Origin of the sequence: Streptomyces macrosporus, assembly GCF_039533145.1 — a bacterium.
In the GTDB taxonomy this organism is placed as follows: Bacteria; Actinomycetota; Actinomycetes; order Streptomycetales; family Streptomycetaceae; genus Streptomyces; species Streptomyces macrosporus.
This window is the reverse complement of sequence record NZ_BAAASZ010000003.1, coordinates 167,442-193,441: the sequence shown is the minus strand read 5'-3', so window position 1 is coordinate 193,441 and position 26,000 is coordinate 167,442. Positions and strand designations below refer to the sequence as shown.

The following is a 26,000-nucleotide window of genomic DNA, read 5'->3' as shown; positions in this document are numbered from 1 at the left end:
TTGGGAATATTGTCCCAATATGGATGATGTGTGGTATTTGCGGCACGGAGCGCCGCCGCCCGGACGGACGAGCGCGACACGCCGGTGCCGTGCGGCGGACGCGTCCGGCCGGGCCCGGCGAGGGACGCCCGATGGCCGACACCGGTGACGTGACGAACGGAACCGAAGCGCTGGACGCGGCCTTCCTGGACACGATGCGCACCACGGGCGCGTCCGCGGCCGGCCTGTACCTGCTGACCCCGGACGAGCGGACGCTGCGCCTGACGATCCTGTCCGGGGCGCCCGTCGAGTTCATCGCGCCGTGGCGGGTGGTCGCGCCGGCCGCGCCGTTCCCGGTGGCCGACGCGGTGCGCGAGGACCGCCTGGTGTGGGTGGGCGGCCAGGAGGACATGACCCGCGACTACCCGCACACGGCGGTGGCCCTGCCCTACCGCTTCGCGCTCGCCGCCGCGCCCGTCGCCACCACCCGCCCCCAGGGCGCGCTGCTGTTGCTGTGGCCCGGCACCCACCCGCCGCGGATCACCCCCAGGCAGCGGGACCACATCGCCTCCAGCTGCCGGCGCCTGGCCCACCTGCTGGAGGACGCCGCCCACGACGGCCGGCCGATCACCCCGCCCGACCGGCCGCGCGAGCTGACCGTCGACACCGGCCGCCCCGCCGGGCCGAAGTCGGCGCAGGCCGCCGCCGACTTCGCCGAACGCCTGCCCGGCGGCTGCGTCGCCCTGGACCTGGAAGGCCGGATCACCTTCCTCAGCAGCGGCGCCGCCGAACTGCTGGGGCGCGGCGCCGACCAGTTGCTGGGCACGCGCCCGTGGCAGGCGCTGCCCTGGCTGGACGACCCGGTCTACGAGGACCGCTACCGCGCCGCGGTCGTCAGCCGTCAGCCCGTCTCCTACACCGCGTGCCGACCGCCCGACCGGTGGCTCGACTTCCTGCTCTACCCCGACGCCAGCGGCATCAGCGTGCGCATCACCCCCGCCGGCACCGGCCCCCGCCCCTCGTCGGCACCGCCCCGGGGGACGACCGACACCGTCGCACCGGCCCGGGTCGGGCAGCTGTACCAACTGATGCACCTGGCCGCCGCCCTGACCGAGACCATCGGGGTGCGGGACGTGGTCGACCTCGTGGCCGACCAGATCGTGCCCGCCTTCGGCGCCGACGGGCTGGTCCTGTACACCGCGGACGCCAGCCGGCTGAGCATCGTCGGCCACCGCGGTTACGACCGCGCGGTGCTCGAACGGTTCCAGGGCGCCCCCCTGGGCTCCTCCGCCCTCCCGGCCACCCAGGTCCTCAGCAGCGGCGCCCCCGCCTTCTTCCCCTCCCCCGAGGAACTGGAGCGCCTCCACCCCGGCATATCGGGGACGACCGGCAAGCAGGCGTGGGCGTTCCTGCCGCTGATGGTCTCCGGGCGGCCCGTGGGCTGCTGCGTCCTGTCCTACGAGCGCCCCCATCCGTTCACCGCCCAGGAGCGGGCGGTGCTGACCTCCCTGGCCGGGCTCATCGCCCACGCCCTGGACCGGGCCCGCCTGTACGACGCCAAGCACCAGCTCGCCCACGGCCTCCAGCAGGCCCTGCTGCCCCACACGCTCCCCGTCGTCCCGGGCCTGCGGATCGCCGCCCGCTACCTGCCCGCCACCCGCGGCATGGACATCGGCGGCGACTTCTACGACCTCGTCCGCCTCACCCGCACCACCGCCGCGGCCGTGATCGGCGACGTCCAGGGCCACAACGTCGCGGCCGCCGCCCTCATGGGCCAGGTCCGCACCGCCATCCGCGCCCACGCCACCGCCGGCGCGCCCCCCGGCCAGGTCCTCCGCCGCACCAACCGCCTCCTGGCCGACCTCGACTCGGGGCTGTTCACCAGCTGCCTCTACGCCCACATCGACCTCGCCCACCGCCGCGCGACCATCGCCAACGCCGGTCACCCGCCCCCGCTCCTGCGCCGACCCGACGGCCGCACCCACCCCCTCGACGTCCCGCCCGGCCTGCTCCTGGGCATCGAACCCGACGCCGACTACCCGGTCGTCGACACCGCCCTGCCCCCGGACGCCACCCTCGCCCTCTACACCGACGGCCTGGTCGAGGTGCCCGGCACCGACATCGGCCAGGGCATCGCCGACCTCGCCCGCCTCCTCGCCGACACCCCCGGCAAGGACCCCGAACACCTGGTCAACGCCATCCTCCACCGTGCCCGCCCCAGCCGGCGGCGCACCGACGACACGGCCCTCCTCCTGCTCCAGGTCGCGCACCGCCCCGCATGACCGTGACCGGCCCCTCGCCTGACGCGGCGCCCCGCCTCCGGCGAGGGGCCGGTCACACGTGCCGCGCCGGCGGCCGGGTCACGGCTTCGAGGACTTCGAGCACGTGCCGGTAGGGGTGCCCGGTCGCCCGGGTCATGCCCAGTTCGCAGGTGCGGTTGACCGACACGTGGGCCGCGGCCCGGTGGCGTCGGACGGCGCGGGCCTCGGCCGCGGTCGCGGAGGCGGTCAGCTCCGGGTGCAGCAGCCCCCGGTCGCCCGCGAAGGCGCAGCAGCTCCACTCCTCCGGCCGTACGACCTCCTCGGCGGCCGCGGCGGCCACGCGCAGGAGCGCGGGATCGAGGCCGAGCCGGGCGGAGGAGCAGGTGGGGTGGACGACGATCGAGGGGACGCGCCGGGCCGCGGGCAGCCTGGGCAGGAGGACGGAGTCGACGAACGCGACCGCGTCCACGACCCGGACGCCCTCCTCGGCGAGCATCCCCGCCAGGCCCTCGGTGCAGGACGCGGCGTCCACCACCACGGGCAGCCTCCCGCCGTCGGTCGCCCGGCGCAGCACCGGGACGACCCGCTCGCGCATGGCCGCGTGGCCGTCGGTCAGCCCCTTGGACTTCCACGGCGTCCCGCAGCACAGCGAGGCGATCCCCTCCGGCACCCGGACCTCGGCGCCGGCCCGCTCGCACAGGGCGAGGAAGGCGTCGCGGACGCCGGGGCCGGAGTCCGGGTCGGCCGGCCCGAACAGGGTGGAGACGCAGGCCGGGAAGTAGACCGCCTCGGGCGTCCTCGCCGGCCTGGGGCGGCGCCGGTCCCCGCCGCGGGGCAGGTCCGGGGACCAGGCGGGCACGGACTCCTCGCCCAGCAGCGCCCGCCCGGCGGCCGTGGCGGCGGCGGGCAGGGCGTCGGGCGCGGCGCGGGCGACGGTGAGCGCGCCGGCGGCGGCGCGGGTGACGCCGTCCCAGTGCCGGGCGGCCGACGTCCACGTCCGCCGTTCGAGCCGGCCGCGCCGCTCGGCGCGCAGTCGACGGGTCAGGTCACCGGTGTCGATGAGCACGGGGCAGGCCGTTTGGCACATGCCGTCGACCGCGCAGGTGTCGATGGCGTCGTACCGGTACTCGCTCTCCAGCCGGGCGAGCAGGTCGGTGTTCCCCTCGGCCCTGGCGCGGGCCATCTCGCGGCGGAGCACGATCCGCCGGCGCGGCGTGGTGGTGAGGTCCCGGCTGGGGCAGACCGGCTCGCAGTAGCCGCACTCCACGCAGCGGTCCACCTCCGCCTCGACGGTCGGCGTCGACTTCAGGTGGCTGATGTGGACGGACGGGTCCTCGTTGAGCAGGACGCCCGGGTTGAGGAGCCCGTGCGGGTCGATCAGACGCTTGACCTCGCGCATGACGTCGTACAGCTCGTCGCCGTACTGACGGCGGACGAACGGCGCCATGATGCGCCCGGTGCCGTGCTCGGCCTTGAGCGTGCCGCCCTGGCCCAGGACGAGGTCGACCAGGTCGTCGGTGAAGGCGAGGTAGCGGTCGAGGAGGTCGGGCCGGTCGAAGTCCTCGTTGAGCAGGAAGTGGACGTTGCCGTCCTTGGCGTGGCCGAAGACGACGCTGTCGGTGTAGCCGTGCCGGTCGAACAGCCCGGTGAGGTCCGTGCAGGTGGACAGCAACCGGTCGACGGGGACGGCGATGTCCTCCAGCAGCGCGGTCGTGCCCGAGGGGCGGGCCCCGGCGACCGCGGTGTACAGGCCCTTGCGGATGTGCCACAGCGCGGCCCGCTCGTCCGCCTCGGCGCTCAACGCGGCCGGAGTCGCCAGGGGAAGCGCGTCGAGGACGCCGGCCGAGGCCGCGATCCGGTCCCGGAGCTCCTCGGCGGTCGGCTCCTGGTGCTCCACCAACAGGGCCGCGTGGTCGCGGACGGCCAGGCCGCGCAGGTCCCCGGTGGCCCGCGGGTCGCGCTGGGCGACGCGCAGACTGGTGGCGTCGAGGAGTTCGACGGTGGCGAACCCGGCGGCCACCAGCTCCGGCAGCGCGCCCGTCGCGGCGGCGAGGTCCGGGAAGAGCAGCAGGCCGGTGGCCGCGTGCGAGTGCGCGGGGACGGTGCGGAAGGTCGCCTCGGCGACGAAGGCGAGCGTGCCCTCGCTGCCGATCACCAGGTGGGTGAGGATGTCGACCGGGCGGGTGTGGTCGACGAAGGAGTTCACGCCGTAGCCCATGGTGTTCTTGATGGCGTACAGCCGGCGGATCGTCGCCACCGACGCCGGGTTGCCGCGCACGCGGTCGCGCAGCCGGGCCAGCCCGGCGTGGATCGCTGGTTCGAGCGCGCGCAGCCTCTCGTCGGCGTCCGGCGCGCCGGTGTCGAGGACCGTGCCGCCGGGCAGGACGAGGACGGCCGACTCCAGCGTGCGGTAGGTGTTGCGCTCGGTGCCGCAGGCCATGCCGCTGGAGTTGTTGGCCACGACGCCGCCGATCGTGCAGGCGGACTCGCTGGCCGGGTCGGGCCCGAGCTTGCGGCCGTAGGCGGCGAGGCGGGTGTTGACGGCCCGCACGGTGGCGCCCGGCTGCACGCGGACGCGGGCGCCGTCGTCGAGGACCTCGATCCCGCGGAAGTTGCGGCGGGTGTCGACCAGCACCCCGTCGTTCGTGGCCTGGCCCGACAGGCTGGTGCCGCCGGAGCGGAACGTCAACGGCACGCCCCGGGCGGCGCAGAAGCGCAGCAGCGCGGCCACCTGCTCCGCGCCGCGCGGGGTGACCACGGCCTGCGGCACGAGCAGGTAGTGCGAGGCGTCGTGGGCGAAGGAGAGCCGGTCGGAGACGCGGGCGGCGACCGCGCCCGGCACCGCCTCCTCCAGCCCGGCCACCAGATCGGCGTCGACGGGGAGCGGATCGCCGCCCCGATGCCCGCGCCCGGTACGCCGCGCCCCCCGGTCAGCGCGCTTCACGGCTCACCCCCGAACCGCGGGCGCCCGGGAGGAAGGCCGGGCCGGCACCGGCGACGGCGTTCCTCGGACGGCCGGTGACGGCTCCGCCCCGCGCGCCGCGGCGCGCCTCCGTCCGGTGGACGGGGGCCGCGCGGCCCCCGTCCGCGTACCACTGCGCGCTGCGGAGCTCCACGGCCGACCTCTTCCCTGGTCGATACGGTGATCCAACGTCCGGAACGCCGTGAAGGATACGCAGCCGGCCGGCGGGGCGACAGCACCCGACGAGACCGATCCGGGACGACATCACGGCAGTGATCCTCCGGGGGCCTTCCGGACCGGTCTTCCGGGGTCGGTCCGGGGCCCCGAACCCCCGGCGGGTGGTCGGCGCCCGCGCCCCGGTGTTTGGGGGGCCCCGCCAAGGGGATTCGGGAGGGGTTCGCCGAGAGGGCCCCACGGCCGTCTCGGCGCGCCGCCCGGATCGGCCCCGACGCGTGGGAGGCGGGAATGACCGGTGACACCCCCCGACGTGTTCTGCGCATCGGCGTGCTCGGCTCGTACGGCGGCTTCAACATCGGCGACGAGTCCATCCTGACGTGCGTGCTCGGCTACCTGCGCGCCTGGCGCCCGGAGGCGCGGCTGATCGTCTTCAGCAGGAACCCCGAGCACACCAGGGCCCACCACGACTCCGCCGACGAGGTGGTGGGCTGGGAGAGCCTCGACCAGGACCGGATGATGCTCTCCGTGTCGGGCCTCGACCTGCTCATCCTGGGCGGCGGCGGAATCCTGTACGACGGCGAGGCGCGCCGCTACCTGCGCCTGGTACAGGCGGCGCACGCCCTCGGAGTCCGCACCTTCGCCTACGCCGTCGGCGCGGGCCCGCTGCGAGATCCCGACGACCGGCACGCCGTACGCACCGTGATCACGGAGATGGACGACGTGGTGGTGCGGGACGGGGAGTCCAAGCTCGTCCTGGAGGAGGCCGGCGTCGATCGCGAGATCACGGTCACGGCGGACCCGGCGCTGCTGCTCCCCCCGGAGGAGTTCACCGACCAGATGCTGCTGTACGAGGGCATCCCGAACGGCGTCCGGCTGGTGGGCATGTCGGTGCGCGAACCGGGCCGGGCGGCCGAGAACCTCGACGTGGAGGACTACCACGCGCTGCTCGCGGAGGTGGCGGACTTCCTCGTCAGCCGCTTCGACACCCACGTGGTGTTCATGCCGATGGAGCGGCAGGACGTGCGCCACGCGCACGCGATCCTCTCCCACATGTCCGCGCCCCCGGACCGGGGACGCATCCTCAACGGCGTCTACAGCCCGGGGCAGATCCTGGGGTTCATGAACCGCCTGAGCCTGGCCGTCGGCATGCGGCTGCACTTCCTGATCTTCGCGGCGGTCGCCGGCGTGCCGTTCCTCCCCCTTCCCTACGCCGGGAAGGTGTTCGACTTCGCGCGGCGGATGGGCGCTCCGGCGCTGGTCGGGGTGGTCAGGGAACAGGCCGGGCTGCTGCTGGCGGAGGTGGACCGGCTGTGGGACGAACACCCCCGGCGGCAGGAGGAGATGTATTCCCATGTCAGTGCATTGCGTGATCTCTCCGGACAAACATGGGAACGCTGCCGTACCCTATTGGAGGACATCGAGGCGCGACGACCCTCCTCCCACCCCGCCTCGGGCCCGCTGGACCGACGGTTCAACGGGGCCCGGCGGCCGATGAGCGGGGGCACGGCCACCAGCGGACGGTGAGCTGGGCACGCGCGCGGAATCCGGAGGAACCGATGCCGATACCCAGCCGACCCGCCGAGCAGCGCACCGTCACCCTCCCGCCCCGGCCCGCGCGGTTCGGAGGAAGAACCGACGTGCTCGTCGTGGGCGGCGGCCCGGCCGGGATCGGGGCGGCGCTCGCCGCCGCGGAGGCCGGGGCCGACGTGCTCCTCGTCGAGCGCTACGGGTTCCTCGGCGGCAACGCGACGGCGGCGCTGGTCATGCCCCTGATGTCGTTCCACAACGAGAAGAGACAGGCCGCCCCCGGGGACGACACCCGGTTGCTCCCCACCGACCACGGCGAGGGCGAGCCGGTGGTCGCGGGCGTCCTGTGGCGACTGCTGAACAGACTCATCGAGCGGGGCGGCGGCATCACGCCCTCCGTCGACACCGGCTACACCGTGCCGTTCGATCCGGAGACCTTCAAGATCGTCGCCATGGACATGTTGGACGAGGCCGGGGTGCGGATGCTGTTCCACTCCTTCGCCTCCTCGGTGCTCCCGCTCGACGACGGCCGGAGGGTCGTCTTCGAGACCAAGTCGGGGCCCGTGGTGATCGACGCCGAGGCCGTCGTGGACTGCACCGGGGACGGCGACATCGCCGCCGCCTCCGGCGCGCCGTACGAGGTGGGCAGGGCGGAGGACGGGCTCGTCCAGCCGATGACGCTGATGTTCCGGGTCGCGAACTTCCTCCAGCCGCGCTTCGCCGACTACGTCCGGGAGCATCCCGACCAGTGGCGGGGCGTCCACGGGCTGTGGGACCTCGTCCGCGAGGCGACGGAGCGGGGCGAGCTGGACCTGCCGCGCGAGGACGTCCTGTTCTTCGCCACCCCGCACCCCGACGAAGTGAGCGTGAACAGCACACGCGTCACCGGGGCGCTGGGCACCAGCGTGTGGGACCTGAGCCGCGCCGAGCACGCCGCGCGCCGCCAGATGGACCGGATCCACCACTTCCTGCGCACCCGCGTGCCGGGCTTCGAGCAGTCGTACGTGGTGCAGAGCGGCGTGCAGATCGGTGTGCGGGAGACCCGCCGTATTATGGGCGACTACAAGCTCACCGGGGACGACATCCTCGCGGCGCGGACCTTCCCGGACGTCATCGCGCACGGCGCCTACCCGATCGACATCCACAATCCGGAGGGCACCGGCACGGTCCTGAAGCGGGTGCCCCGCGGGAAGTCCTACGACATCCCGCTGCGCTGCCTGCTGCCCCGCGACACCGACCACCTGCTGGTCGCGGGCCGCTGCATCTCCGGGACGCACGTCGCCCACTCGTCGTACCGGGTGATGCCCATCTCGATGGCGACCGGCCAGGCCGCGGGCGTCTGCGCGGCCCTCGCCGTACGGGCCGGACGTCTCCCGCGCGATGTCGACCACACGCTGGTCCAGCGGGAACTGCTCCGCCAGGGCGCCCGTCTGCGCGACGACCTCGCCGCCGGCCTGGACGACGGCATCGTCGAGGCGGCCGTGGCCGGCTGAGCCCTCCCACCGCGCGGGCGGCGCCGGTTCCGGCGCCGCCCGCCGGCCGCTCGTCGGCGACGGTGCGGGGGTCGCGGCGCGGGCGGGACACCGCCGACCGGGACGAGGCCGGCACCGCCTCGGCCACGGACCCCCGCGCCCCTCCGACCCCGGCGGACCGGACCGCGGAACGGCGGGGCGGGCCCTGCGGCGGCAGAAGTCCGTGGCACGTCCCGCCCACGCTGTCTACGCTGTCGACGATGTCGACGACAGAGCACCGGCGGACGGGGGACTCCGGGAAGGCCACCACGGCCTTGTTGGAGATGGACCGGGTGACGCGGTCCTACGGCGAGGTCCCGGTGGTGAGGGGGGTGAGCCTCGGCGTGGAACCGGGCCGGTGCGTCGCCCTCATGGGGAGCAACGGAGCGGGCAAGTCGACGGTGCTGAGGCTGGCGGCGGGACGCGAACGTCCGACCTCCGGCAGGGTCCTGTTCGCGGGCGAGGAACTGGACGGCGACCGTCCCCGGGCGCGGTCCGGCATCGCCACCGTGCTGGACCCCGGCGCCTTCTACCCCGATCTGACCGTGCGGGAGCACCTGATGCTGGTGGCCCTGGCGCACGGCCTCGGGGACGGCGCCCGGGACCGGGTCGCCGAGACACTGGAGGACCACCACCTCGCGGACCACGCGGACCTGCTCCCCTCGGCGCTGTCGTCCGGACTGACCCAGCAGTTGCTGCTCGCCGCGGCCTTCGTCCGCCCGCACGAACTGCTCGTCCTCGACGAGCCCGAGCAACGGCTGGACGCCGGGGCGCGCCGCGAACTGGCCGAGCGGTTGGCGCGCCACAAGGAGCGCGGCACCGCCATCCTCATGGCCACGCACCAGGACCGGCTCGCCGAGGCGGTGGCCGACTCCGTGGTCGTGCTGGACCACGGGATCGCGCGGGACCACGGGCAGGCGACGGAGGAGGCGGGGGACGAGCGTGCGCCCGGGGTCCTCGGCTGACGTGCGTACCGACGTCCACCGTGACGAGAGCACCGTCGCCACCCTGACGTTCCTGCGGGCGGTCCGCGGCCGCCACCGAGCCGAGAAGCGCCGGAACGTCGCCTTCCTGGTGTACTCCCTCGCCCTGGTCGGCGGGGTGTGGGGAACGCCGGTCCTGCTGGCCGCCGCCCGGCTCGGGCGGTCCCGAGCGCTGGAGGACCGGCCCGCGCCGCTGCTGGAGGCCCTGCCGCTGTGGGCGCCCGCGCTGCTCGCCCTCGTGACGCTGGTCATGGCCCGCAGCGCCACATGGCGCGGCCCCGTCCTGCTGGACGGCGCGACCGTGGCCTGGCTCCTTCCCCAACCACTGGCGCGAGGGCCCCTGCTGACACCCCGGCTGGTCTCGTCGGCGATCGTGGCCGCGCTGCTCGGACTCCTGGGCGGCGGCGTGCTCGGCTTCCTGCTCTCCACCGGGACCGCGGGCGCCTGGGGGCCGGCCACCGCCGCCGGGGCGTGGGCCGGGCTCGGCACGGCGCTCCTGGGAACGGCGTCGGGCGCCCTCGTGGTGCGGTACGAGCGGGCCCTGGCCCGGAGGGGCCGGAGGATCTTCGCGGCGGCCTGGTGCGCGGTCGCCGTGCTCGGCGCGCTGCCGGTCGTCTCGGTCGTCCACGGCCTTCCGCCCTGGGCGCACACGGTGGCCCTGTGGATCTCGCCGTGGGGCTGGGCGGTCCAGCCGCTCGTCGAGGCGACGGTGGGCGGGGCGCCGGGCGGGGGATTCCTCGCGGCGCTCCTGTGGGCCTGCTGCGTCGCGGGGTGCGTACGGCTCGCGGTCCGTGCGGTACCGGGGATCTCCCAGGAGTCCCTCCGGCTGCGCGCGACCGTCGCCGACCGCGTCAGCGCCTCGCTCTTCTCGCTGGACCTGCGCCAGGCGCGTTCCGCGACGCGCGTGGGGGCCGGTCGGAGGGCCCGTCCGGCGCTGCGGATCCCGGCTCCTCGCACGCCCTGGCTGGTCATGCCGTGGCGGGACCTCAGCGGGCTGTTGCGAGCACCCGGCAGGCTCGGCTGGGCCGCCGTGTGGTGCGCGTCGTGCGGCGCGGCCCTCGTCTTCGCGGCCGGCCACGGCGGGACGGCCGGCACGGTGTCCGCCGTGGCCGGCACCTGGTTCCTCTACCTGGCCGCCGCGCAACTGGTCGAGCCCGCCCGGCTGGAGAGCGACGACGTGCGCCGCGCCGCCCTGCTCCCGTACGGTGCCCGCGCCCTGGCGCTGTGGCACGCCGCCGTCCCCACGCTGCTGCTGGCGCTCGGGACGGGCCTCGTCTGCGCGGTGTGCGCGGCCGGCGGCCGGTGGACCCCCGCCCTGCTCGCGGCGCCGACGGCGGTGCCGGCGTGCGTGGGGGCGGCGCTGGTGGGGGCGTACCGGGGGCAGCTCCCCGTCCACCTGCTGACGGGGACCGACACCCCGATGGGGAACACCGCGCCGCTTCAGATCGGGCTCTGGTACCTGCGCGGGATGCTGGCGCTGCTGGTCCTGGTCGCCCCGGTGGTGGCCGACGCCGCCCGCGGCGGGGAGTACGGCGCCGGACAGTCGGTGTGGCTGTTGGCCGTCGCCGCGGGCGGCCTCGGCTGGGCCCGGCGTACCGCGCACCGGTCGCAGGGGTGACCTCCGCGGGAGGAACGCGCCGCTCACCGGCGTGCGACGGTCTCCGCGCGGAAACACCCAACAAACCACCGCGGACACGGGGCCGAGGCCGTCCCGCCGGAACCCGATCACCCCGCGCCGCCCGTCGGAGGCCGCAACTCCGCCGACCCGGACGGACTTCCGGCCCCGTGCCCGGCGCTCGGGACGGGCCGGTCGGCACGGGGAAACCCGGATACCTCCCCGACGCCGCCCCGACAGCCGCGCCGCGACGGACGCCCTCGCCACCGCCGGAACCCGCGGAAGCCGGCTGCCCACTGCGCGTAGGGGTGGGTGCCTCACAGGCGGGCCAGTGCGGGCACTGGCCCGAGTCGACGCCGGCGCGTTCCACGCTCACGGCGTCGAGCCCTCAACCGCTCGGCCAGGAACCGTAGGGTTGCACCGGACGGCTCGAGTTCCGATCGGGGATATGCCCAAGAAGCCCCGAGCGGACTGGTCGATCCTGGTCGACAATCCGTCTGCCGGAAGCTCCGTCTCTTCCTGCACCACCCCGCCACCAACCGACTTTGTTCACAGAGAAATCGGAAAGGGCTCGCTGTCTCGACCACACAGTCCGCGGTGGTAGCGGAGGTGTTCCTCATCGATCCGGTGGTCGGGTATCCGACGGAGTTCTCCTATTCGGCTGTTGTCGGACGTCATGCGGACCGTGTGTTCCGTATCGATGTAGATGGCGAGCGTGTCGAATTGGACGTGGTGGTTCGGGCACAGGACGAGCAGGTTCGACAGTGAGTCCGGGCCGTGGTGCGGGCGGCCCAGCCCTCTTATGTGTGCGGCCTCGCTGTAGGCGCCGAATCGAGTCCGCAAACGCAGGCCGCATACTTGGCAGCGGTTGTCGTGCAGTTCCTTCACTCTGCGCGTGAGGGCGGTATCGCGGACGATCCGGGAGACGGTTGTGGCGTGCCGGGGTGCGGGGTGCGTCTCCGTGTCCCGGTCCGCATCGTCGTCCGGCACACCGCTTGCGCTTTCGTAACCCTGCAGTCCCAGGCGCTCCAACAACGCATGCTGGTCGATGTCCGAAAGGTGGGTCTCCCGCAGGACGGCGATCGCCTGGGCTCGGACGAGCGGGTCGCTCAACAGCTCTGCGACTTGTTCGGTCAGCCCTCCGACGGGATTGAGCTTGTCCAACGCTGCGGCACGGGGCTTGAAGGAGTCGACGGACGGAATGCCGCGGACCTCCCACAGATTACTGGTCCGCAGGTGCCAGAACGGGTACTCAGGGGTGACGGAGGAGCCGGGACGTCCGAACTCGGCCAGCAGCCGGCCGACCTCGTCGCGGAACTGTCGCCACGGCACTGTGCGGGATCGGTTTGCGTCGATTCCGGAGATCGCCCACAGCAAGGTCAGCGGTTCGTGCCTACCGGGTTGCTTCGGCCCTCCGTGGACTTTCAGCTCTCTGAGCCTGTCCATGAGCAGGCTCGCGGTCGGTTCCTCCACGGTTCCGGTCGGCCGAGGCCAGGTCGGAGTTGTGCTGCTTTGCTGATGAGACAGAGAGAAGAGGGCGTCCGCTCCGTCGTCAGCAGGTGAGTGTCGCTGGGAGGAATCGATGCTTTCGCTGCGAGTGGTCTGCCGCCGGACTTCCGGCAGCACCGCATGCCCGTGGTCCACCCACCGGCGCCAGGATCGAGGAGCGTGTTCGAGTCCCTCGGCAGCCGACAGGGAGGGATCGCTGCGGGCGTGAATCCAATCCCAGTCGATCCGGTCGTCCTCCGAGCTCAGGTCCAGGACGGCCAGGTCGTAGACGTAGTTGACGAAAGAACCGCGGTCGGCCTCGGCCTGCTGCACCACCTGCTCGGCACGCTCGATGACGGCGATCCCGCAGAACTCGACGTATCCCTTCGGGCGCTTGTTGCGGGAGACGGCCCTGAACAAGAGCAGGGGCACGGCGTGCGCGCGATCTTCTGCGGTGGTCGCGCGGTGTTCCTCGAAGGCTTCCAGCAGAGCCTTGTTTCCGGGTGTGTGTCCTGTCGGCACTGTGAGACCGGCTTTGTGGTCCCCGAAGTAGCGCACGCGTCCGTGCTCCAGGTCGAACACGTCGTGCCAGGGAGTCTCCCTGGTACCGGCCTTCCAGGGGCTGGAGCGGATCAGGATCGCCGGGCGGCGGGATCGGCCCGACGCCCGCACTTTGGCGATGACGTTGATGCCCGCCTCCAGCAGGACCCTGGGACGGTCCGGCGCAGCAGTGACGTGGTGGAAGTTCCGGTAACCGTCGATGACCGGGACCGATGGATTTTTCTCCCGGGTGTACCGCAGCACCTCGCCGACCTGTATCGGATTCCCCACCGAGCCTCCCCTGGCCCACTCGACCGACGTAGATGCGCCATGCATGGTCACGAGCACGGAGAGTGAAGCATGGGGCATCGATCATCGGCACAGTAGTGGAGGAGATCGGGGAACCGCACCGGGAGAGTGTTCGCGGGGTGTCCGAGTGACCCCGGTCGATGTCAGCCGCTGATGTCAGAAGCCCCCTGGGATGATCCCAGGGGGCTTCTGGCCAGTGTCGGGACGGCGGGATTTGAACCCACGACCCCTTGACCCCCAGTCAAGTGCGCTACCAAGCTGCGCCACGTCCCGGTGCTCTCTCGGTTCGGGGTTTTCCCCCTCGCCGATCGCGCACGGAAACCATACCGCACTTCGGAGGGTGCTTGCGCACACCGGGTCACGGGGGAGGGGTGTGCGCCGGCCGGGGCCGGGCGGGGCGAGCGTCGGGTGACGGCATCGTCACTCCGGGTGGGGGGCGGAGTATCCCGTCGCATCGGTGGTGGTGTGCGCGCGGTGGTTCCCTCCGCACAGTCGGCGAGGGGGCCGGTGCCGTGGGCCGCGCGGGGTGTCCCGCCGGGTGACGGTGGTGTGGGGGCGGCCTCGACCTGCGGGGACGCGCCATCCGGGTTTGCCCGGGCGTCGGCGGGAAACGCGGTTTGCCTGGCCGTTGGTCCCAAGGACTGGAGTCACACGTGAGCCGTTCCCGGATTGTGATCGTCGGAGCAGGGTTCGCCGGTTACCAGACGGCCAGGACGCTGTCGCGGAAGCTCCGCGGGGCGGCCGAGATCGTTCTGGTGAACCCCAACGACTACTTCCTGTACCTGCCGCTGCTGCCGGAGGTCTCGGCCGGGATCCTGGAGCCCCGCCGGGTCTCGGTCTCGCTGGCCGGAACGCTGCCGAAGGTGCGCCTGGTACTGGGCGAGGTGCACTCGGTGGACCTCGACGGGCGCTCCGTCACCTACACCGACCCCGACGGCCGCGAGCGGCGGATGGGGTACGACCGATTGGTCCTCACCGTCGGAAGCGTGAACAAGCTGCTGCCCATCCCCGGCGTGGCCGAGCACGCGCGCGGGTTCCGGGGCATGCCGGAGGCGCTGTTCCTGCGCGACCACATCAGCCGGCAGATCGCGCTCGCCGCCGAGGAGGAGGACCCGCAGGAGCGCCGGGCGCGCTGCACCTTCGTGGTCGTCGGCGCGGGCTACACCGGCACCGAGGTGGCCGCGCACGGCAAGATGTTCACCGACTCCCTCGCCCGCCAGCACGCCCGCGGCGCCGGAGGTCTGCGGGCCGACGCCCGACCCCGCTGGATCCTGATGGACATCGCGGACCGGGTGCTGCCCGGCCTGGACGAGAAGCTGGCGCGGACCGCGGACCGGGTGCTGCGCAAGCGCGGGGTGGACGTGCGCACCAAGACCTCGGTGAAGGAGGCCACCAGGGACGGGGTGCTCCTGAGCACCGGGGAGGTCATCCCCACTCGTTCGCTGATCTGGTGCGTCGGGGTGCGGCCCGACCCGCTGGTGGAGCAGCTCGGCCTGCCGACCGAGAGGGGCCGGCTGCTGGTCGACGAGTACCTGAACGTCCCCGGCCACCCGGACGTGTTCGCCTGCGGCGACGCCGCCGCGGTGCCGGACCTGACCAAGCCGGGGCAGTACACGGCGATGACCGCCCAGCACGCCCACCGTCAGGGCAAGACGGCCGCGAACAACGTCGCGGCCTCCTACGGCATCGGCACCCGCCGCCCGTACAAGCACAGCGACCTGGGCTTCGTGGTCGACCTCGGCGGGCTCCAGGCGGCGGCCAACCCCCTGGGCATCCCGCTGTCGGGCCCGATCGCCAACCTCGTCACCCGCGGCTACCACCTCGCCGCGATGCCGGGGAACCGCGTCCGGGTGGCCGCCGACTGGGCGCTGGACGCCGTGCTGCGGCGGCAGGCCGTCCAGCTGGGCGTGCTGCACCCCTCGTCGGTGCCGCTGGACACCGCCTCGCCCGAGACGGCCCGGCTGCCCGGCGGACCGGAGTCCAGCCCGTCGGTCGCCTGAGCGACGCGGGCCGGCCCCGGAGGGCTACGGGGCCTCCGGGGCCCTCCGGGAGACCGTCTGCCCGTAGGGGCCGACCGGTTGCCGGTCCCACCAGGCGCCCGTGGCCCGCAACTCCCGCCAGGTGGTGAAGCGGTAGCGGTACAGCCGGGCGCGCACGTGGACGGGCGGGGCGGTGGGGAAGGGGTTGGTGCGCAGCAGCCGCAGCGTGTCCGGGTCGTTCTCCAGCAGCTTCCGCAGCAGCCGGGTGAACCAGGGGGCCGCGTAGGAGGGCGAGAGCGCGGCGAACCACATCAGCCAGTCCAGGCGCAGGTGGTACGGCGCGTACTGCCGGGGCAGCCGGCGCACGTCCCCCGGCTTGCCCTTGAACTCGTACTCCCGCCACCGGGTGTCCTCGGTGACGTGTTCCTCGTCGGTGCCCTCGACGACCACCTCGTGGCGCAGCCGGGTCACGCTGCCGAAGGCGCCGTAGGTGTTGACCAGGTGGAGGGGGTTGAAGGAGCGGTTCATCTCCTGGCGGCGCGAGACCAGGTTGCGCGCCGGCCACCAGCTCAGCACCACCACCAGTGCCGTGACCCCGATGACGGCCGCGACGAACCACGGCGGCACCTGGCCGTACTCGCGGGTGCCGGCGACGGGGGAGCTGTCCACGGCGGACAGGGCGAGCACGATCGTGATCCAGTTGAGCCAGGAGAAGTTGCCGGACGCCACCAGCCACAGCTGGGTGACCATCACCGCCAGCCCGGCGACGGTCGCGACCGGCTGCGGGGCGAACAGCAGGAAGGGGAAGACGAGCTGGGTGACGTGGTTCGCCGCGGCCTCCACCCGGTGCAGGGGCTTCGGCAGGCGGTGGAAGAACCAGCTCAGCGGCCCCGGCATCGGCTGGGTCTCGTGGTGGTAGTACAGGCAGGTCAGTCGGCGCCAGCAGGGATCGCCGCGCCACTTGATCAGGCCCGCGCCGAACTCCACCCGGAACACCAGCCACCGCATCAGCAGGAGCACCAGCATCGGCGGGGCCACGTCGTCGTTGCCCAGGAAGATCGCGAGGAAGCCCGCCTCCAGCAGCAGCGACTCCCAGCCGAAGGCGTACCAGGTCTGGCCGACGTTGACGATCGACAGGTAGAGCGCCCACAGCAGCGTCCACGTCAGCATGGCCACGAACAGGGGCACCCGGTCGGCGGCGCCCAGCGCCACGGCCGCCGACAGCGCCGCGCCGACCCAGGCGACGGCCGCGAAGAAGCGGTCGGAGTAGTGCAGGTGGAACAGGCTGGGGGAGGCGCGGAAGGGGACCCGGCGCAGGAAGTCCGGCACCGGGGTCAGCCCGCGCTCGCCGAGCAGCGCCCGGAACTGCAGGGCCGCCGAGACGAACGCGACGAGGTAGATCACGGCCAGGGACCGTTGGAGAACCAGTCGGCTCAGCCAGTACTCGGGCGCCTCGAACCACTCCATGGCGGACATGGGTACCACCCGGTGCCGCCGTCATGCGGCGGCACCGGTGGGCACCGGAGGCACCGCGGGGCCGTACGGGTGGCCGGGAACGGCCGTGTGCTCCGGTGTGCGAGGACGAGAGCCCGGCTCCGCCCGACGCCGACGCGCAGGGGGGCGACGCCGGGGAAGTCGGGGAAACCGGGAAAGACGCCGCCGGGGGCGGAACGTCCGGGCGATGCGGCGGCCGTTGGCCCGAACGGGTGGGCGGGGACGCCGGTGCCCCGCGGATCGCTGACGCGCCCGCCCGGTGACGGCCGGAGGCCGCGGCGGAGCCCTAGCGTGGCCCCATGCGCGTACTGGTCACCGGAGGAGCGGGCTTCATCGGCTCGCACGTCGTCGACGCCCTGCGCACGGCGGGCCACGAGCCCGTCGTGTTCGACACCGCCCCCGACGGTCCGGGTATCCGGGCCGACGTCCGCGACGCGGAGGCGGTGGCACGGGCCCTGCACGGGGTGGACGCGGTCTGCCACCAGGCCGCGATGGTCGGCCTGGGCAGGGACTTCGCCGACGCCCCCGCCTATGTGAGCGTCAACGACCTGGGCACCGCCGTGCTGTTGGCCGGGATGGCCCGGGCGGGGGTGCGGCGCCTGGTGCTGGCCGGGTCGATGGTGGTCTACGGCGAGGGGCGGTACGTCTGCGCCCGCCACGGAGTGGTGCGGCCCGGCCCCCGCTCGCCGGCGGACCTCGACGCGGGCCGCTTCGAGCCGCCCTGCCCGCACTGCGGCGCGGCCCTGGAGCCCGGACCGGTCGACGAGGACGCCCCGACCGACCCGCGCAACGTCTACGCGACCACCAAACTGGCGCAGGAGCACCTGGCGGCGGCCTGGGCCCGCGCCACCGGCGGACGGGCCGTCAGCCTGCGCTACCACAACGTCTACGGCGACGGGATGCCGCGCGACACCCCCTACGCCGGGGTGGCGTCCTTCTTCCGCTCCGCGCTGGAGCGCGGCGAGCCGCCGAGGGTGTTCGAGGACGGCGCGCAGCGCCGGGACTTCGTCCACGTCGAGGACGTCGCGACGGCCAACGTGGCGGCCCTGGAGGCGCTCGACGCGCGGCCGGAGGGCTCCTCGCGCGCCTACAACACCGGCAGCGGCGAGCCGCACACCGTCGGGGAGATGGCCCGCGCGCTGGCGGCGGCCTTCGGCGGGCCCGAGCCGGTGGTGACGGGGGAGTACCGACTGGGGGACGTCCGGCACATCACCGCCTCCTCGCGGCGGCTGTGCGACGAACTGGGCTGGAGACCCTCGGTGGGATTCGCCGAGGGGACGGCGCGCTTCGCGAAGGAGCCGCTGCGCCGGGCGCGGGAGCCGAGGGAGCCGCTGCGGGCGGGGTGACCCCGAAGCGGCTCCCGCGTCCCGCACCGGGTGCGCCCGCGGCGCCCGCCCGCGCGGCCTCCGGCGGACCTCCGACCCGTCCGGGCCGGGCGCCGGGGTCCACCGGACGTCACCGGACGAGGACGGGGCCTCGGGGCCGTCGACGGCGAGCGTGCGGCGGGGCGGTGCCGCCGGGTGCGGTCACTCGACGGCAGGTGCCCGCGTTGCGCAGGGCAGTTGGCCCGTTATGTCGGTTTCGTTCTCGTAAGGTGAGGGAGATGACCGACCCCACAATCCCCCGCGGGGAGATCGTGCTGCCCTGTCTCGACGAGGCCCGGGCCCTGCCCTGGGTGCTGTCCCGGATTCCCGACGGCTGGCGCGCCGTCGTCGTCGACAACGGCTCGACGGACGGTTCGGCCGAGATCGCCCGGACGTTCGGAGCCCGCGTGGTCCACGAACCGCGCCGTGGTTTCGGCGCCGCCTGCCACGCCGGACTGCTCGCCGCCGAGGCGGAGATCGTCGCCTTCTGCGACTGCGACGCCTCCTTGGACCCCGGCGAGGCGGAGCGGATCGCCGCCCCCGTGCGGGAGGGCGCCGCCGACCTCGTCCTGGCCCGCCGGCGGCCCACCGGACGCGGCGCCTGGCCGCTGCACGCGCGGGTCGGCAACCTGGCCCTGGCCCGGATGGTGCGCCGGCGCACCGGACTGCGCCTGCGCGACCTGGGACCGCTGCGGGCCGCCCGACGCCGGGCGCTGCTGGAACTGGGGCTGACCGACCGGCGCAGCGGCTACCCGCTCCAGATGGTGGTCCGCGCGGCCGACGCCGGATGGCGGGTGGTGGAGACCGAGGTGCCCTACCGGCCGCGCACGGGCCGTTCGAAGGTGACCGGCACCTGGCGCGGCACCTGGCAGGCCGTCACCGACATGCGGGCGGTGCTGCGGTGAGCCCCGCGCGCGTCCCGCCCGTCGCGAGAGCCGGGACCGTCGGAACGGTCGGAACGGCCGGGGCGGCGCGCACGACGCTCCTGGTGATCGCCAAGGAGCCGGTGCCGGGCCGGGTCAAGACCCGGCTCACCCCGCCCTTCACCCCCGCCGAGGCCGCCCGGCTCGCCGAGGCCGCGCTCGCCGACACCCTGACGACCGTGGCGACGCTGCCCGCCCGACGCCGGGTGCTGGTGCTCGACGGACGCCCGGGCCCCTGGCTGCCGGACGGCTACGAGGTGCTGCCCCAGCGCGCGGGCGGGCTGGACGAGCGGATCGCCGGGGCCTTCGCGGCGTGCGACGGACCCGCCCTGCTGGTGGGCATGGACACTCCGCAACTCGCTCCCGCCGTCCTCGCCCCGGTGCTCGCGCCGGACGGCTGGACGGCCTGCGGCGCCTGGTTCGGTCCGGCGGCCGACGGCGGCTTCTGGGCGCTGGGCCTGGCCGACCCCGACCCGGACCTGGTGCGCGGCGTGCCGATGTCCACCGAGCGCACCGGCGCCCTCCAGCGACGCCGCCTGCTGGACGCCGGGCTGACGGTGCGGGACCTGCCGGTGCTGCGGGACGTGGACACCGCCGAGGACGCGGCGGAGATCGCCGCGCGCACCGACGGCCGCTTCGCCGCCGAACACGCCCGGCTGCGGCGGGCGGTGCTCCGCTGACCGCCTCGCCCGCCCCGACCCCGCACGCGCGGACCGCGGACCGCACGGAACCGCCGGCGGACGCGGCCCCCTCTTCCTGCGCTGCGGGCACGGGCGGAGGCGGAGGGGGGACGGTGGCGGAGGAGTGGAACGCCCACGGGCGCTCCTTCCTCGCCCTGCGCGCCGACGGTCCGCGCGCCGACGGTTCGTGTCCGGGCACCGCGCGACCGGGCCCCCACGACGGCGACCAGGGCCGTCACCAGCACCGGCGGCGTCATCGGCGTTCCGGAGAGAGGGGGGAGGATGAGGGCGGCGGAGAGGACACGGGGTCACCACCCGGTGATGAACAGGTGATTGACGGCCAGGGCCGACGCCGCCTGGCCGGCGAGCCACCAACGGCGGCCCCGCTCGGGCAGCAGCGCGGCGGCGGGCAGCAGCCACAGCGTGAACGGCAGCCAGATGCGCTCGGTCTCGGCCTTGCTCAACCCCGACAGGTCGGCGACCAGCACGGCGCAGAGCGCGCCCGCCAACAGCACCACCAGGGCACCGCGCCGCACCTCCGCCGCCCGCCGCAGCCCGGCGACCGTGGCCGCCCCCACGACCACCACCTGCGCGGCGAGGTTGGCCCACACGTAGTACGCGTAGGGCCGCACCCCCGCCGCGCCCTGGTAGTAGCGCTCGACCAGCGTGGTGTAGCCCTCGTACCACCAGAACCCGGCCGCGGTGAACGCCACCACCCAGGGCACCGCCCCCAACAGGACGTACGGCACCGGCCGCGCGGTGCGGGCCACCACCAGCACCGCCGCCGCGGGCAGCGCCATCAGCGTCAGCCCGTAGGACAGGTGGACCGTCCATCCGAACAGCAGGCCCGACCCCAGCGCGGCGGCGCGCGGCGCCCGTACGGCACCGGTGGCCGACAGCGCCGCCAGGGCCACCGCCCAGGCGGCGACGGCGGCGAAGTACCCGTCGGCCGAGACGCCCACCCAGATCGCGGACGGCGCCAGGACGAGGAAGGGCGCCGCCCCTCGCGCGGTCTCCTCGCCGCACAGCGCCCGCAGCGTCACCAGCACCGCCACCGTGGCCGAGGTGCCGACGGTGACGCACCAGGCCGCCGCCCAGCCGCCGCCGGCCAGTCCGATCCGGTCCAGACCGACGAAGGTCAGCAGCGCGCCCGGCGGATGTCCGGCGACGTGGGCGGGCCAGTTGTCGGGGGCGTCCATGAGGATGTGGTCGGTGAAGGTGCGCAGGGTGGCTCCGATGTCGTGGACGTCGTCGACCGACCGCAGGTACTCGTGCTTCGAGGTCAACTGTCCCGCCACCCCGTGCCGCCAGCCGTCGACCAGCGCCAGCGACCACGTCCAGACCATCGCCCCGCCCCAGGCGGCGGGCAGCAGCCGTCGCCAGGGCAGCCGGCGGGCCAGGGCGGGCCCGTGCCCGACGGTCCAGACGGCGAACGTCAGGGCGGCGAGGGTGCCCGGCCCGACGTGGGGCTCCCAGCGCGCGTACAGCGGCGGCCAGCGCAGCAGCAGCGTCTCGCGGGCGTGGAGGAAGTGGCCGACGAGGGCGGCGGCGGCGAACAGGGCGAGGGCCGCGCCGACCGCGTACAGGTCCCGGCGCGTCCGGCGGGAGCGGTCCGGGGGAAGTTCGGCATGCGGGCCCGGAACCGGGGCATCGGACGGGGGGATGCGCTCTCGGCGGAGCGGGGAGGTGCTCATCCGCCTCACGCTAGGCCGGGGCGCCGTGCCCGGGGCCGCGGCGCGAGCGGATGTCACCGGGCCGTCGGATCGTCTCCGCTCGGCGGCGTCGAACGTGTCGGGGCTGCCGTTGACCGGGGAACTCCCGGGCCGTAGGTTGCCGGGAGAAAGCGCTTGCTGCGACGAGGGGACGGACACCCGCATGCCGCTGACCGATCTTCCGCTGGACGAACTGCGCGACTACCGGCCCGAGGTGGCCGAGCCCGAGGACTTCGACGCCTTCTGGTCCAAGACCCTCACCGCCGCCCGGGCCGCGGCCTCCGGCCCGGCGGAGTACCGGCGGATCGAGGACGCCCCGCTGCACACCGTGGAGGTGTACGACGCGCGCTTCCCCGGCTGGGACGGCCAGCCCGTCGCGGCCTGGCTGATCCTGCCGCGCGGCGCGCGCCGGCCGCTGCCGGCCGTGGTCAACTACATCGGCTACAGCGGTGGCCGCGGCCTGTACATCGAGCACCTGCTGTGGAGCGCGGCCGGGTACGCCACCCTCGTCGTCGACAGCCGCGGCCAGGGCCACGACACCCCCGACCCGGACCCGGCGACCACCCCCCAGTACGTCGGCGGCTTCATGACCCGCGGCCTGGACGACCCCGCCCACCACTACTACCGGCGGCTGATGACCGACTGCGTGCGCGCGGTGGACGCGGTCCGCGAGCACCCGGCGGTGGACGCGGAGCGGGTGGTGGTCGCCGGCGGCAGCCAGGGCGGCGGACTGGCCCTGGCCGTGGCCGGGCTGGCCCCGGAGAAGGTGGCGGCGGCCCTGGTGGACGTGCCGTTCCTGTGCCACTTCCGGCGCGGCGCCGAACTGGCCGCGGCCGGCCCCTACCCGGAGATCGCCCACTACCTCGGCGTGCACAAGCGCGTCGACCCCGAGACCGTCTTCGCCACCCTGAACTACTTCGACGGTCTGCACTTCGCGCGCCGCGCCGCCTCCCCCGCGCTGTTCAGCGTCGGCCTGATGGACCCGGTCTGCCCGCCGTCGACGGTCTTCGCCGCGTACCACCGCTACGCGGGGGACGACAAGGACATCCGGGTGTGGCACTTCGGCGACCACGCCGGAGGCCGCGCCTCGCAGCAGCACGAGCAGCTGCTGTGGCTGCGCGAGCGCGGTCTGGCCTCCGAGACGGCCGCGTGACCGAGCCGCACGGGCCTCGGGCGCCCCGGGGCCGGCGGGGACCCGGTGACGGCGCACGCCCCCGGGGCACCGGGCCGCGAGGCGACGGGGGAGGCCGCGGCCGGGCCGGCCGGGTCACTCGACGCGCCCGCGCCGACCGGTGAGGATCTCGGTGATCTCCTCGGACGCCCTGCGCGCGGCGGTCCGCGCGTCGGCTCCCCGGAGCACCTCCGTCTGGTACCGCTTGATCGGGTTGTCCGCCTCCAACTCGCCCCAGCGGGGCGAGTTGGGGGTGGCGTGCCCGTTGCGGGCGCCCTCGGCCATCGCCGCGGCGCCGGGGTCGTCCTCCAGCGCGTCGGCCAGCTCGGTGCTGTTGGGCACCACGCTCATCGTCCGCGCCAGCTTCCGCTGCCACTTCTCGCCGGTCAGCAGCTTGACGAAGGAGTACGCCGCGTCCTGCTCGTCCCCCTTCTCGGGAATGATCAACACCGAGCCGCCGGTGAAGACCGCGCCCGGGGTGCCCTTCTTCTTGCCGGGGATGGGGAAGAAGCCGAGCTTGCCGGCCAGGTCGGGGTTGGCCTCGACGATCAGTTCCGCGGCGCCGGGCACGTCGATGAGCTGCGCTATCCCGCCCTTGGCGAAGACGCCGCGCTGCTCGGGGTCGCCCTCGTCGGAGTCGGCGGGCCCCCGGCCGTAGGACCGGAGCTTCTTGTAGAACTCCATGGCGCGCAGGGCCCGGGGGGTGTGGAGCGCGCCGGTCCACTGGCCGCTGCGCTCGACGGCGAGGTCGCCGCCCTCGTCCCAGACGAAGCCGGCCAGGACGTACCAGTTCCGGCCCGGGAGGTAGATGCCCTGCAGGCCGGGCCGGGTGAGTCGGGCGGTGACCTCGAGCCACTCCTCGCGGGTGGTGGGCGGCGAGGTGATCCCGGCGCGCGCGAAGAGGTCCTTGCGGTAGATGATGACGCGGTTGGCGGCGTAGAAGGGGACGCCGTACTGGTATCCGTCGATCTTCCCCGGCTCCTCCAGACCGGGGATCCAGTGGTCGCCGCCGAGGTCGGTCACCTCGATGGTGAGGTTCCTGACGCCGCCCGCCTCCACGTACTGGGCGACCTGGGTGTTGCCCACCTCGATCACGTCCGGGGCGTCGTCGGAGGCGAGGGCGGCGGTGACCTTCCTGTCGATGCCCGACCAGTCCTGGACGGTGACCTCCACCTCGACGCCGGGGTTGCGCGACTCGAAGTCCCGGACGACGGCGTCGGCGAGTTCGTCGGAGAGGCTGCCTCGCATCAGCCAGACCTCCAAGGGCCTGGTCTCCTCGCCGGTGTCGGGGAGGAGACCGCAGCCACCGAGCAGCAGGAGGGCCGACAGGGTCGAGACGAGCGGTCTGACGCGATGACGGACGGGCATGGCGGGTCCCCGTGTGAGATGGCCTGTAGGGCTGGACGTGGGGGGCCTGAACAGAATTGGCTCAGACCAAATGGGAGTCAAGGTCTAGACCCACGCAAGGAGAGCCCCCACCGGCCCCCGGCGCGGATCGTGACCGTCGGGTGATCGAAGAGTGATCGGAGCGTGGCGATCGGAAGCGCTCTCAGGCGTCCGCCCGGAGCGCGGTGCGGAACGCGTGGAGACGACCGGCGCGCCCCTGGTGTTTAATTGCAAGCTGCTCGCAACAACGTTCTGCCTGTAACAGGGGTGTGGATCATGACAGTCCGGGTGGTACGGGCCGTGGCGGCCACGGTGACGGCCGGCGCGCTACTGGCGGGGACGGCGGCCTGCTCGGCACCCTCCGACGGAGGCGGCGCCGGGGCGGAGGACTCCCTGGTGGTGGGGATCGCCCAGGAACCCGAGACCCTCAACCCCCTGCTGGGCTACGGCAAGGACGGCAACTCCAAGATCTTCGACGGGCTGCTGCGGCACGACGCCGACATGAAGCTGAAGCCCGCCCTGGCCACGAAGCTCCCCGAGATCGCCGACGGCGGCAGGACGTACACCTACACCCTGCGCGAGGGGGTCACCTTCAGCGACGGCACCCCCTTCGACGCCGAGGACGTGGTCTTCACCTACGAGACCATCCTCGACGAGAAGACCAACAACCCCTCCAAGGGCGAACTGGACGCCCTCGCCGACGTCACCGCCAAGGACGACCACACCGTCGTCTTCGAGCTGAAGTACCCCTACGCCGCCTTCGCCGAGCGCACCGTGATGCCCATCGCCTCCAAGGAGGCGCTGGCGGGCCAGGACGTCAACACCTCCTCCTACAACACCGAACCGGTCGGCACCGGCCCGTACCTCCTCACCGACTGGAGCAAGGGCGAGAAGCTCGTCTTCGAGGCCAACCCCGACTACTGGGGCGGCGCGCCGAAGGTGAAGAAGCTCACCATGGCGATCATCAAGGACGACGACATCCGCGCCACCCGGCTGCGCTCCGGCGACCTCGACGCCGCGATCCTGCCGCCCACCCTGGCCGACACCTTCGCCAAGGACGGCGGGGACTCCGGCAAGCGCGTGATACGGGCGAAGACCGCCGACTTCCGGGCCGTCACCCTCCCCACCGCGAACGAGGTCACCGGCGACCGGGCCGTCCGCCGCGCCCTCGACATCGCCGTGGACCGCCAGGCGATCGTCGACAGCGTCCTGAACGGCGCCGGCCGGGCCGCCTACGGCCCCGTCCCCACCGACAGCCCCTGGTTCGCCGACGGCACCGAGCGCCGCCACGACCCCGAACGGGCCGAGGAGATCCTGGACGAGGCCGGCTGGAAGCCCGGCGAGGACGGGGTGCGCCGCAAGGACGGCCGCCGCGCCGCCTTCACCCTCTGGTACCCCTCCGGCGACCGGCTCCGCCAGGAGCACGCCCTCGCCTACGCCGCCGACGCCAAGAGGATCGGCATCGACGTCACCGTCGAGTCCGGCACCTGGGAGGTCATCGAGCCGCGGATGAAGGACGACGCCGTCCTCTCCGGCGGCGGCAGCCCGGCCGACCCCGACTTCGACCTCTACCCGCTGCTGCACTCCTCCCGCGCCCTGGACGGCTTCGACAACATGGCCGCCTACGACAACCCGGCCGTCGACCGCGCCCTGGAGGAGGGCCGCCGCACCGGCGACCACGACGCGCGCGTCGAGGCGTACGCCACCGTCCAGCGCGAACTGGCCGAGAACCCCGGCTACACCTTCCTCACCCACATCGACCACGTGTACGTGATGGACGACGCCTGGCAGGACATCACCACCCAGGTCGAACCCCACGACCACGGCTTCGGCACCGGCCCCTGGTGGAACGTCGAGGACTGGCGGCCCAAGCGGTGACGAGTCCGACCATCACCAAGGCGGCGGGGGCGGCGAAGACCCCGCCGCCCCGTCCCGCGTC

16 protein-coding genes and 1 tRNA gene are annotated in these 26,000 nt (G+C 74.0%); 11 read left to right on the top strand and 6 right to left on the bottom strand.

The genetic code is table 11. The features are described 5' to 3' along the window. Positions 1-131 precede the first annotated feature (131 nt). Entirely contained in the window at positions 132-2,261 is a 2,130-nt protein-coding gene (locus ABD335_RS01285; RefSeq protein WP_344320107.1) for a SpoIIE family protein phosphatase, read from the top strand. A gap of 52 nt (positions 2,262-2,313) precedes the next feature. Here the strand turns inward: ABD335_RS01285 and ABD335_RS01280 are convergent, their stop codons facing one another. After that, on the bottom strand, positions 2,314-5,184 hold the full coding sequence (locus tag ABD335_RS01280) for an FAD-binding and (Fe-S)-binding domain-containing protein (protein ID WP_344320106.1): 2,871 nt from the start codon (positions 5,182-5,184) through the stop codon (positions 2,314-2,316). A 483-nt stretch (positions 5,185-5,667) separates the two neighbouring features. On the opposite strand from ABD335_RS01280, the gene ABD335_RS01275 reads away from it, so the two are divergent. From ABD335_RS01275 to ABD335_RS01260, 4 genes are all read left to right on the top strand, one after another. Continuing rightward, positions 5,668-6,903: a polysaccharide pyruvyl transferase family protein gene (locus tag ABD335_RS01275; RefSeq protein WP_344320105.1), complete on the top strand. Its 1,236-nt coding sequence runs from the start codon at positions 5,668-5,670 to the stop codon at positions 6,901-6,903. Positions 6,904-6,935: 32 nt separating this feature from the next. Next, positions 6,936-8,399, top strand: a complete 1,464-nt coding sequence (locus ABD335_RS01270) for an FAD-dependent oxidoreductase (protein WP_344320104.1) — start codon at positions 6,936-6,938, stop codon at positions 8,397-8,399. Positions 8,400-8,638: 239 nt separating this feature from the next. Continuing rightward, positions 8,639-9,382 carry an ABC transporter ATP-binding protein gene (locus ABD335_RS01265; protein WP_344320103.1) on the top strand — a complete coding sequence of 248 codons (744 nt, stop codon included), beginning with the start codon at positions 8,639-8,641 and terminating at the stop codon, positions 9,380-9,382. Position 9,383: 1 nt separating this feature from the next. Then, positions 9,384-11,018, top strand: coding sequence for a hypothetical protein (locus ABD335_RS01260; protein WP_344320102.1), 1,635 nt, complete (start codon positions 9,384-9,386; stop codon positions 11,016-11,018). Positions 11,019-11,564: 546 nt separating this feature from the next. On the opposite strand, the gene ABD335_RS01250 is transcribed toward ABD335_RS01260, so the two are convergent. Continuing rightward, positions 11,565-13,334, bottom strand: coding sequence for a phosphorothioated DNA-binding restriction endonuclease family protein (locus ABD335_RS01250; RefSeq protein WP_344320101.1), 1,770 nt, complete (start codon positions 13,332-13,334; stop codon positions 11,565-11,567). A 217-nt stretch (positions 13,335-13,551) separates the two neighbouring features. Then, a tRNA-Pro gene (locus ABD335_RS01245) sits at positions 13,552-13,625 on the bottom strand. Positions 13,626-14,005: 380 nt separating this feature from the next. On the opposite strand from ABD335_RS01245, the gene ABD335_RS01240 reads away from it, so the two are divergent. Next, positions 14,006-15,352, top strand: coding sequence for an NAD(P)/FAD-dependent oxidoreductase (locus tag ABD335_RS01240; RefSeq protein ID WP_344320100.1), 1,347 nt, complete (start codon positions 14,006-14,008; stop codon positions 15,350-15,352). A gap of 24 nt (positions 15,353-15,376) precedes the next feature. On the opposite strand, the gene ABD335_RS01235 is transcribed toward ABD335_RS01240, so the two are convergent. Beyond that, positions 15,377-16,798, bottom strand: a complete 1,422-nt coding sequence (locus ABD335_RS01235) for a lipase maturation factor family protein (protein ID WP_344320286.1) — start codon at positions 16,796-16,798, stop codon at positions 15,377-15,379. A gap of 326 nt (positions 16,799-17,124) precedes the next feature. On the opposite strand from ABD335_RS01235, the gene ABD335_RS01230 reads away from it, so the two are divergent. The 3 genes from ABD335_RS01230 (at position 17,125) to ABD335_RS01220 (ending at position 19,792) form a co-directional block, all read left to right on the top strand. After that, entirely contained in the window at positions 17,125-18,171 is a 1,047-nt protein-coding gene (locus ABD335_RS01230) for an NAD-dependent epimerase/dehydratase family protein (protein WP_344320099.1), read from the top strand. 257 nt (positions 18,172-18,428) lie between these two features. Next, positions 18,429-19,094, top strand: a complete 666-nt coding sequence (locus tag ABD335_RS01225) for a glycosyltransferase family 2 protein (protein ID WP_344320098.1) — start codon at positions 18,429-18,431, stop codon at positions 19,092-19,094. A gap of 80 nt (positions 19,095-19,174) precedes the next feature. Beyond that, the gene (locus tag ABD335_RS01220; protein ID WP_344320285.1) at positions 19,175-19,792 is read left to right on the top strand and encodes a TIGR04282 family arsenosugar biosynthesis glycosyltransferase; all 618 of its coding nucleotides are present in this window, start codon (positions 19,175-19,177) and stop codon (positions 19,790-19,792) included. A gap of 308 nt (positions 19,793-20,100) precedes the next feature. Here ABD335_RS01220 and ABD335_RS01215 read toward each other — a convergent pair whose 3' ends face one another. Continuing rightward, positions 20,101-21,486 carry a hypothetical protein gene (locus ABD335_RS01215; RefSeq protein WP_344320097.1) on the bottom strand — a complete coding sequence of 462 codons (1,386 nt, stop codon included), beginning with the start codon at positions 21,484-21,486 and terminating at the stop codon, positions 20,101-20,103. A 181-nt stretch (positions 21,487-21,667) separates the two neighbouring features. Here ABD335_RS01215 and ABD335_RS01210 point away from each other — a divergent pair, with 181 nt between their 5' ends. Continuing rightward, complete coding sequence (locus ABD335_RS01210) at positions 21,668-22,657, top strand: acetylxylan esterase (RefSeq protein ID WP_344320096.1); 990 nt, start codon at positions 21,668-21,670, stop codon at positions 22,655-22,657. Between the two features lie 114 nt (positions 22,658-22,771). On the opposite strand, the gene ABD335_RS01205 is transcribed toward ABD335_RS01210, so the two are convergent. After that, positions 22,772-24,043, bottom strand: coding sequence for an extracellular solute-binding protein (locus ABD335_RS01205; RefSeq protein ID WP_344320095.1), 1,272 nt, complete (start codon positions 24,041-24,043; stop codon positions 22,772-22,774). Between the two features lie 294 nt (positions 24,044-24,337). Between ABD335_RS01205 and ABD335_RS01200 the strand changes: the two genes are divergently transcribed. Further along, positions 24,338-25,939 (top strand): ABC transporter substrate-binding protein, encoded by a 1,602-nt coding sequence (locus ABD335_RS01200; protein WP_344320094.1) that lies wholly within the window; start codon positions 24,338-24,340, stop codon positions 25,937-25,939. The last annotated feature ends 61 nt before the right edge of the window (positions 25,940-26,000 follow it).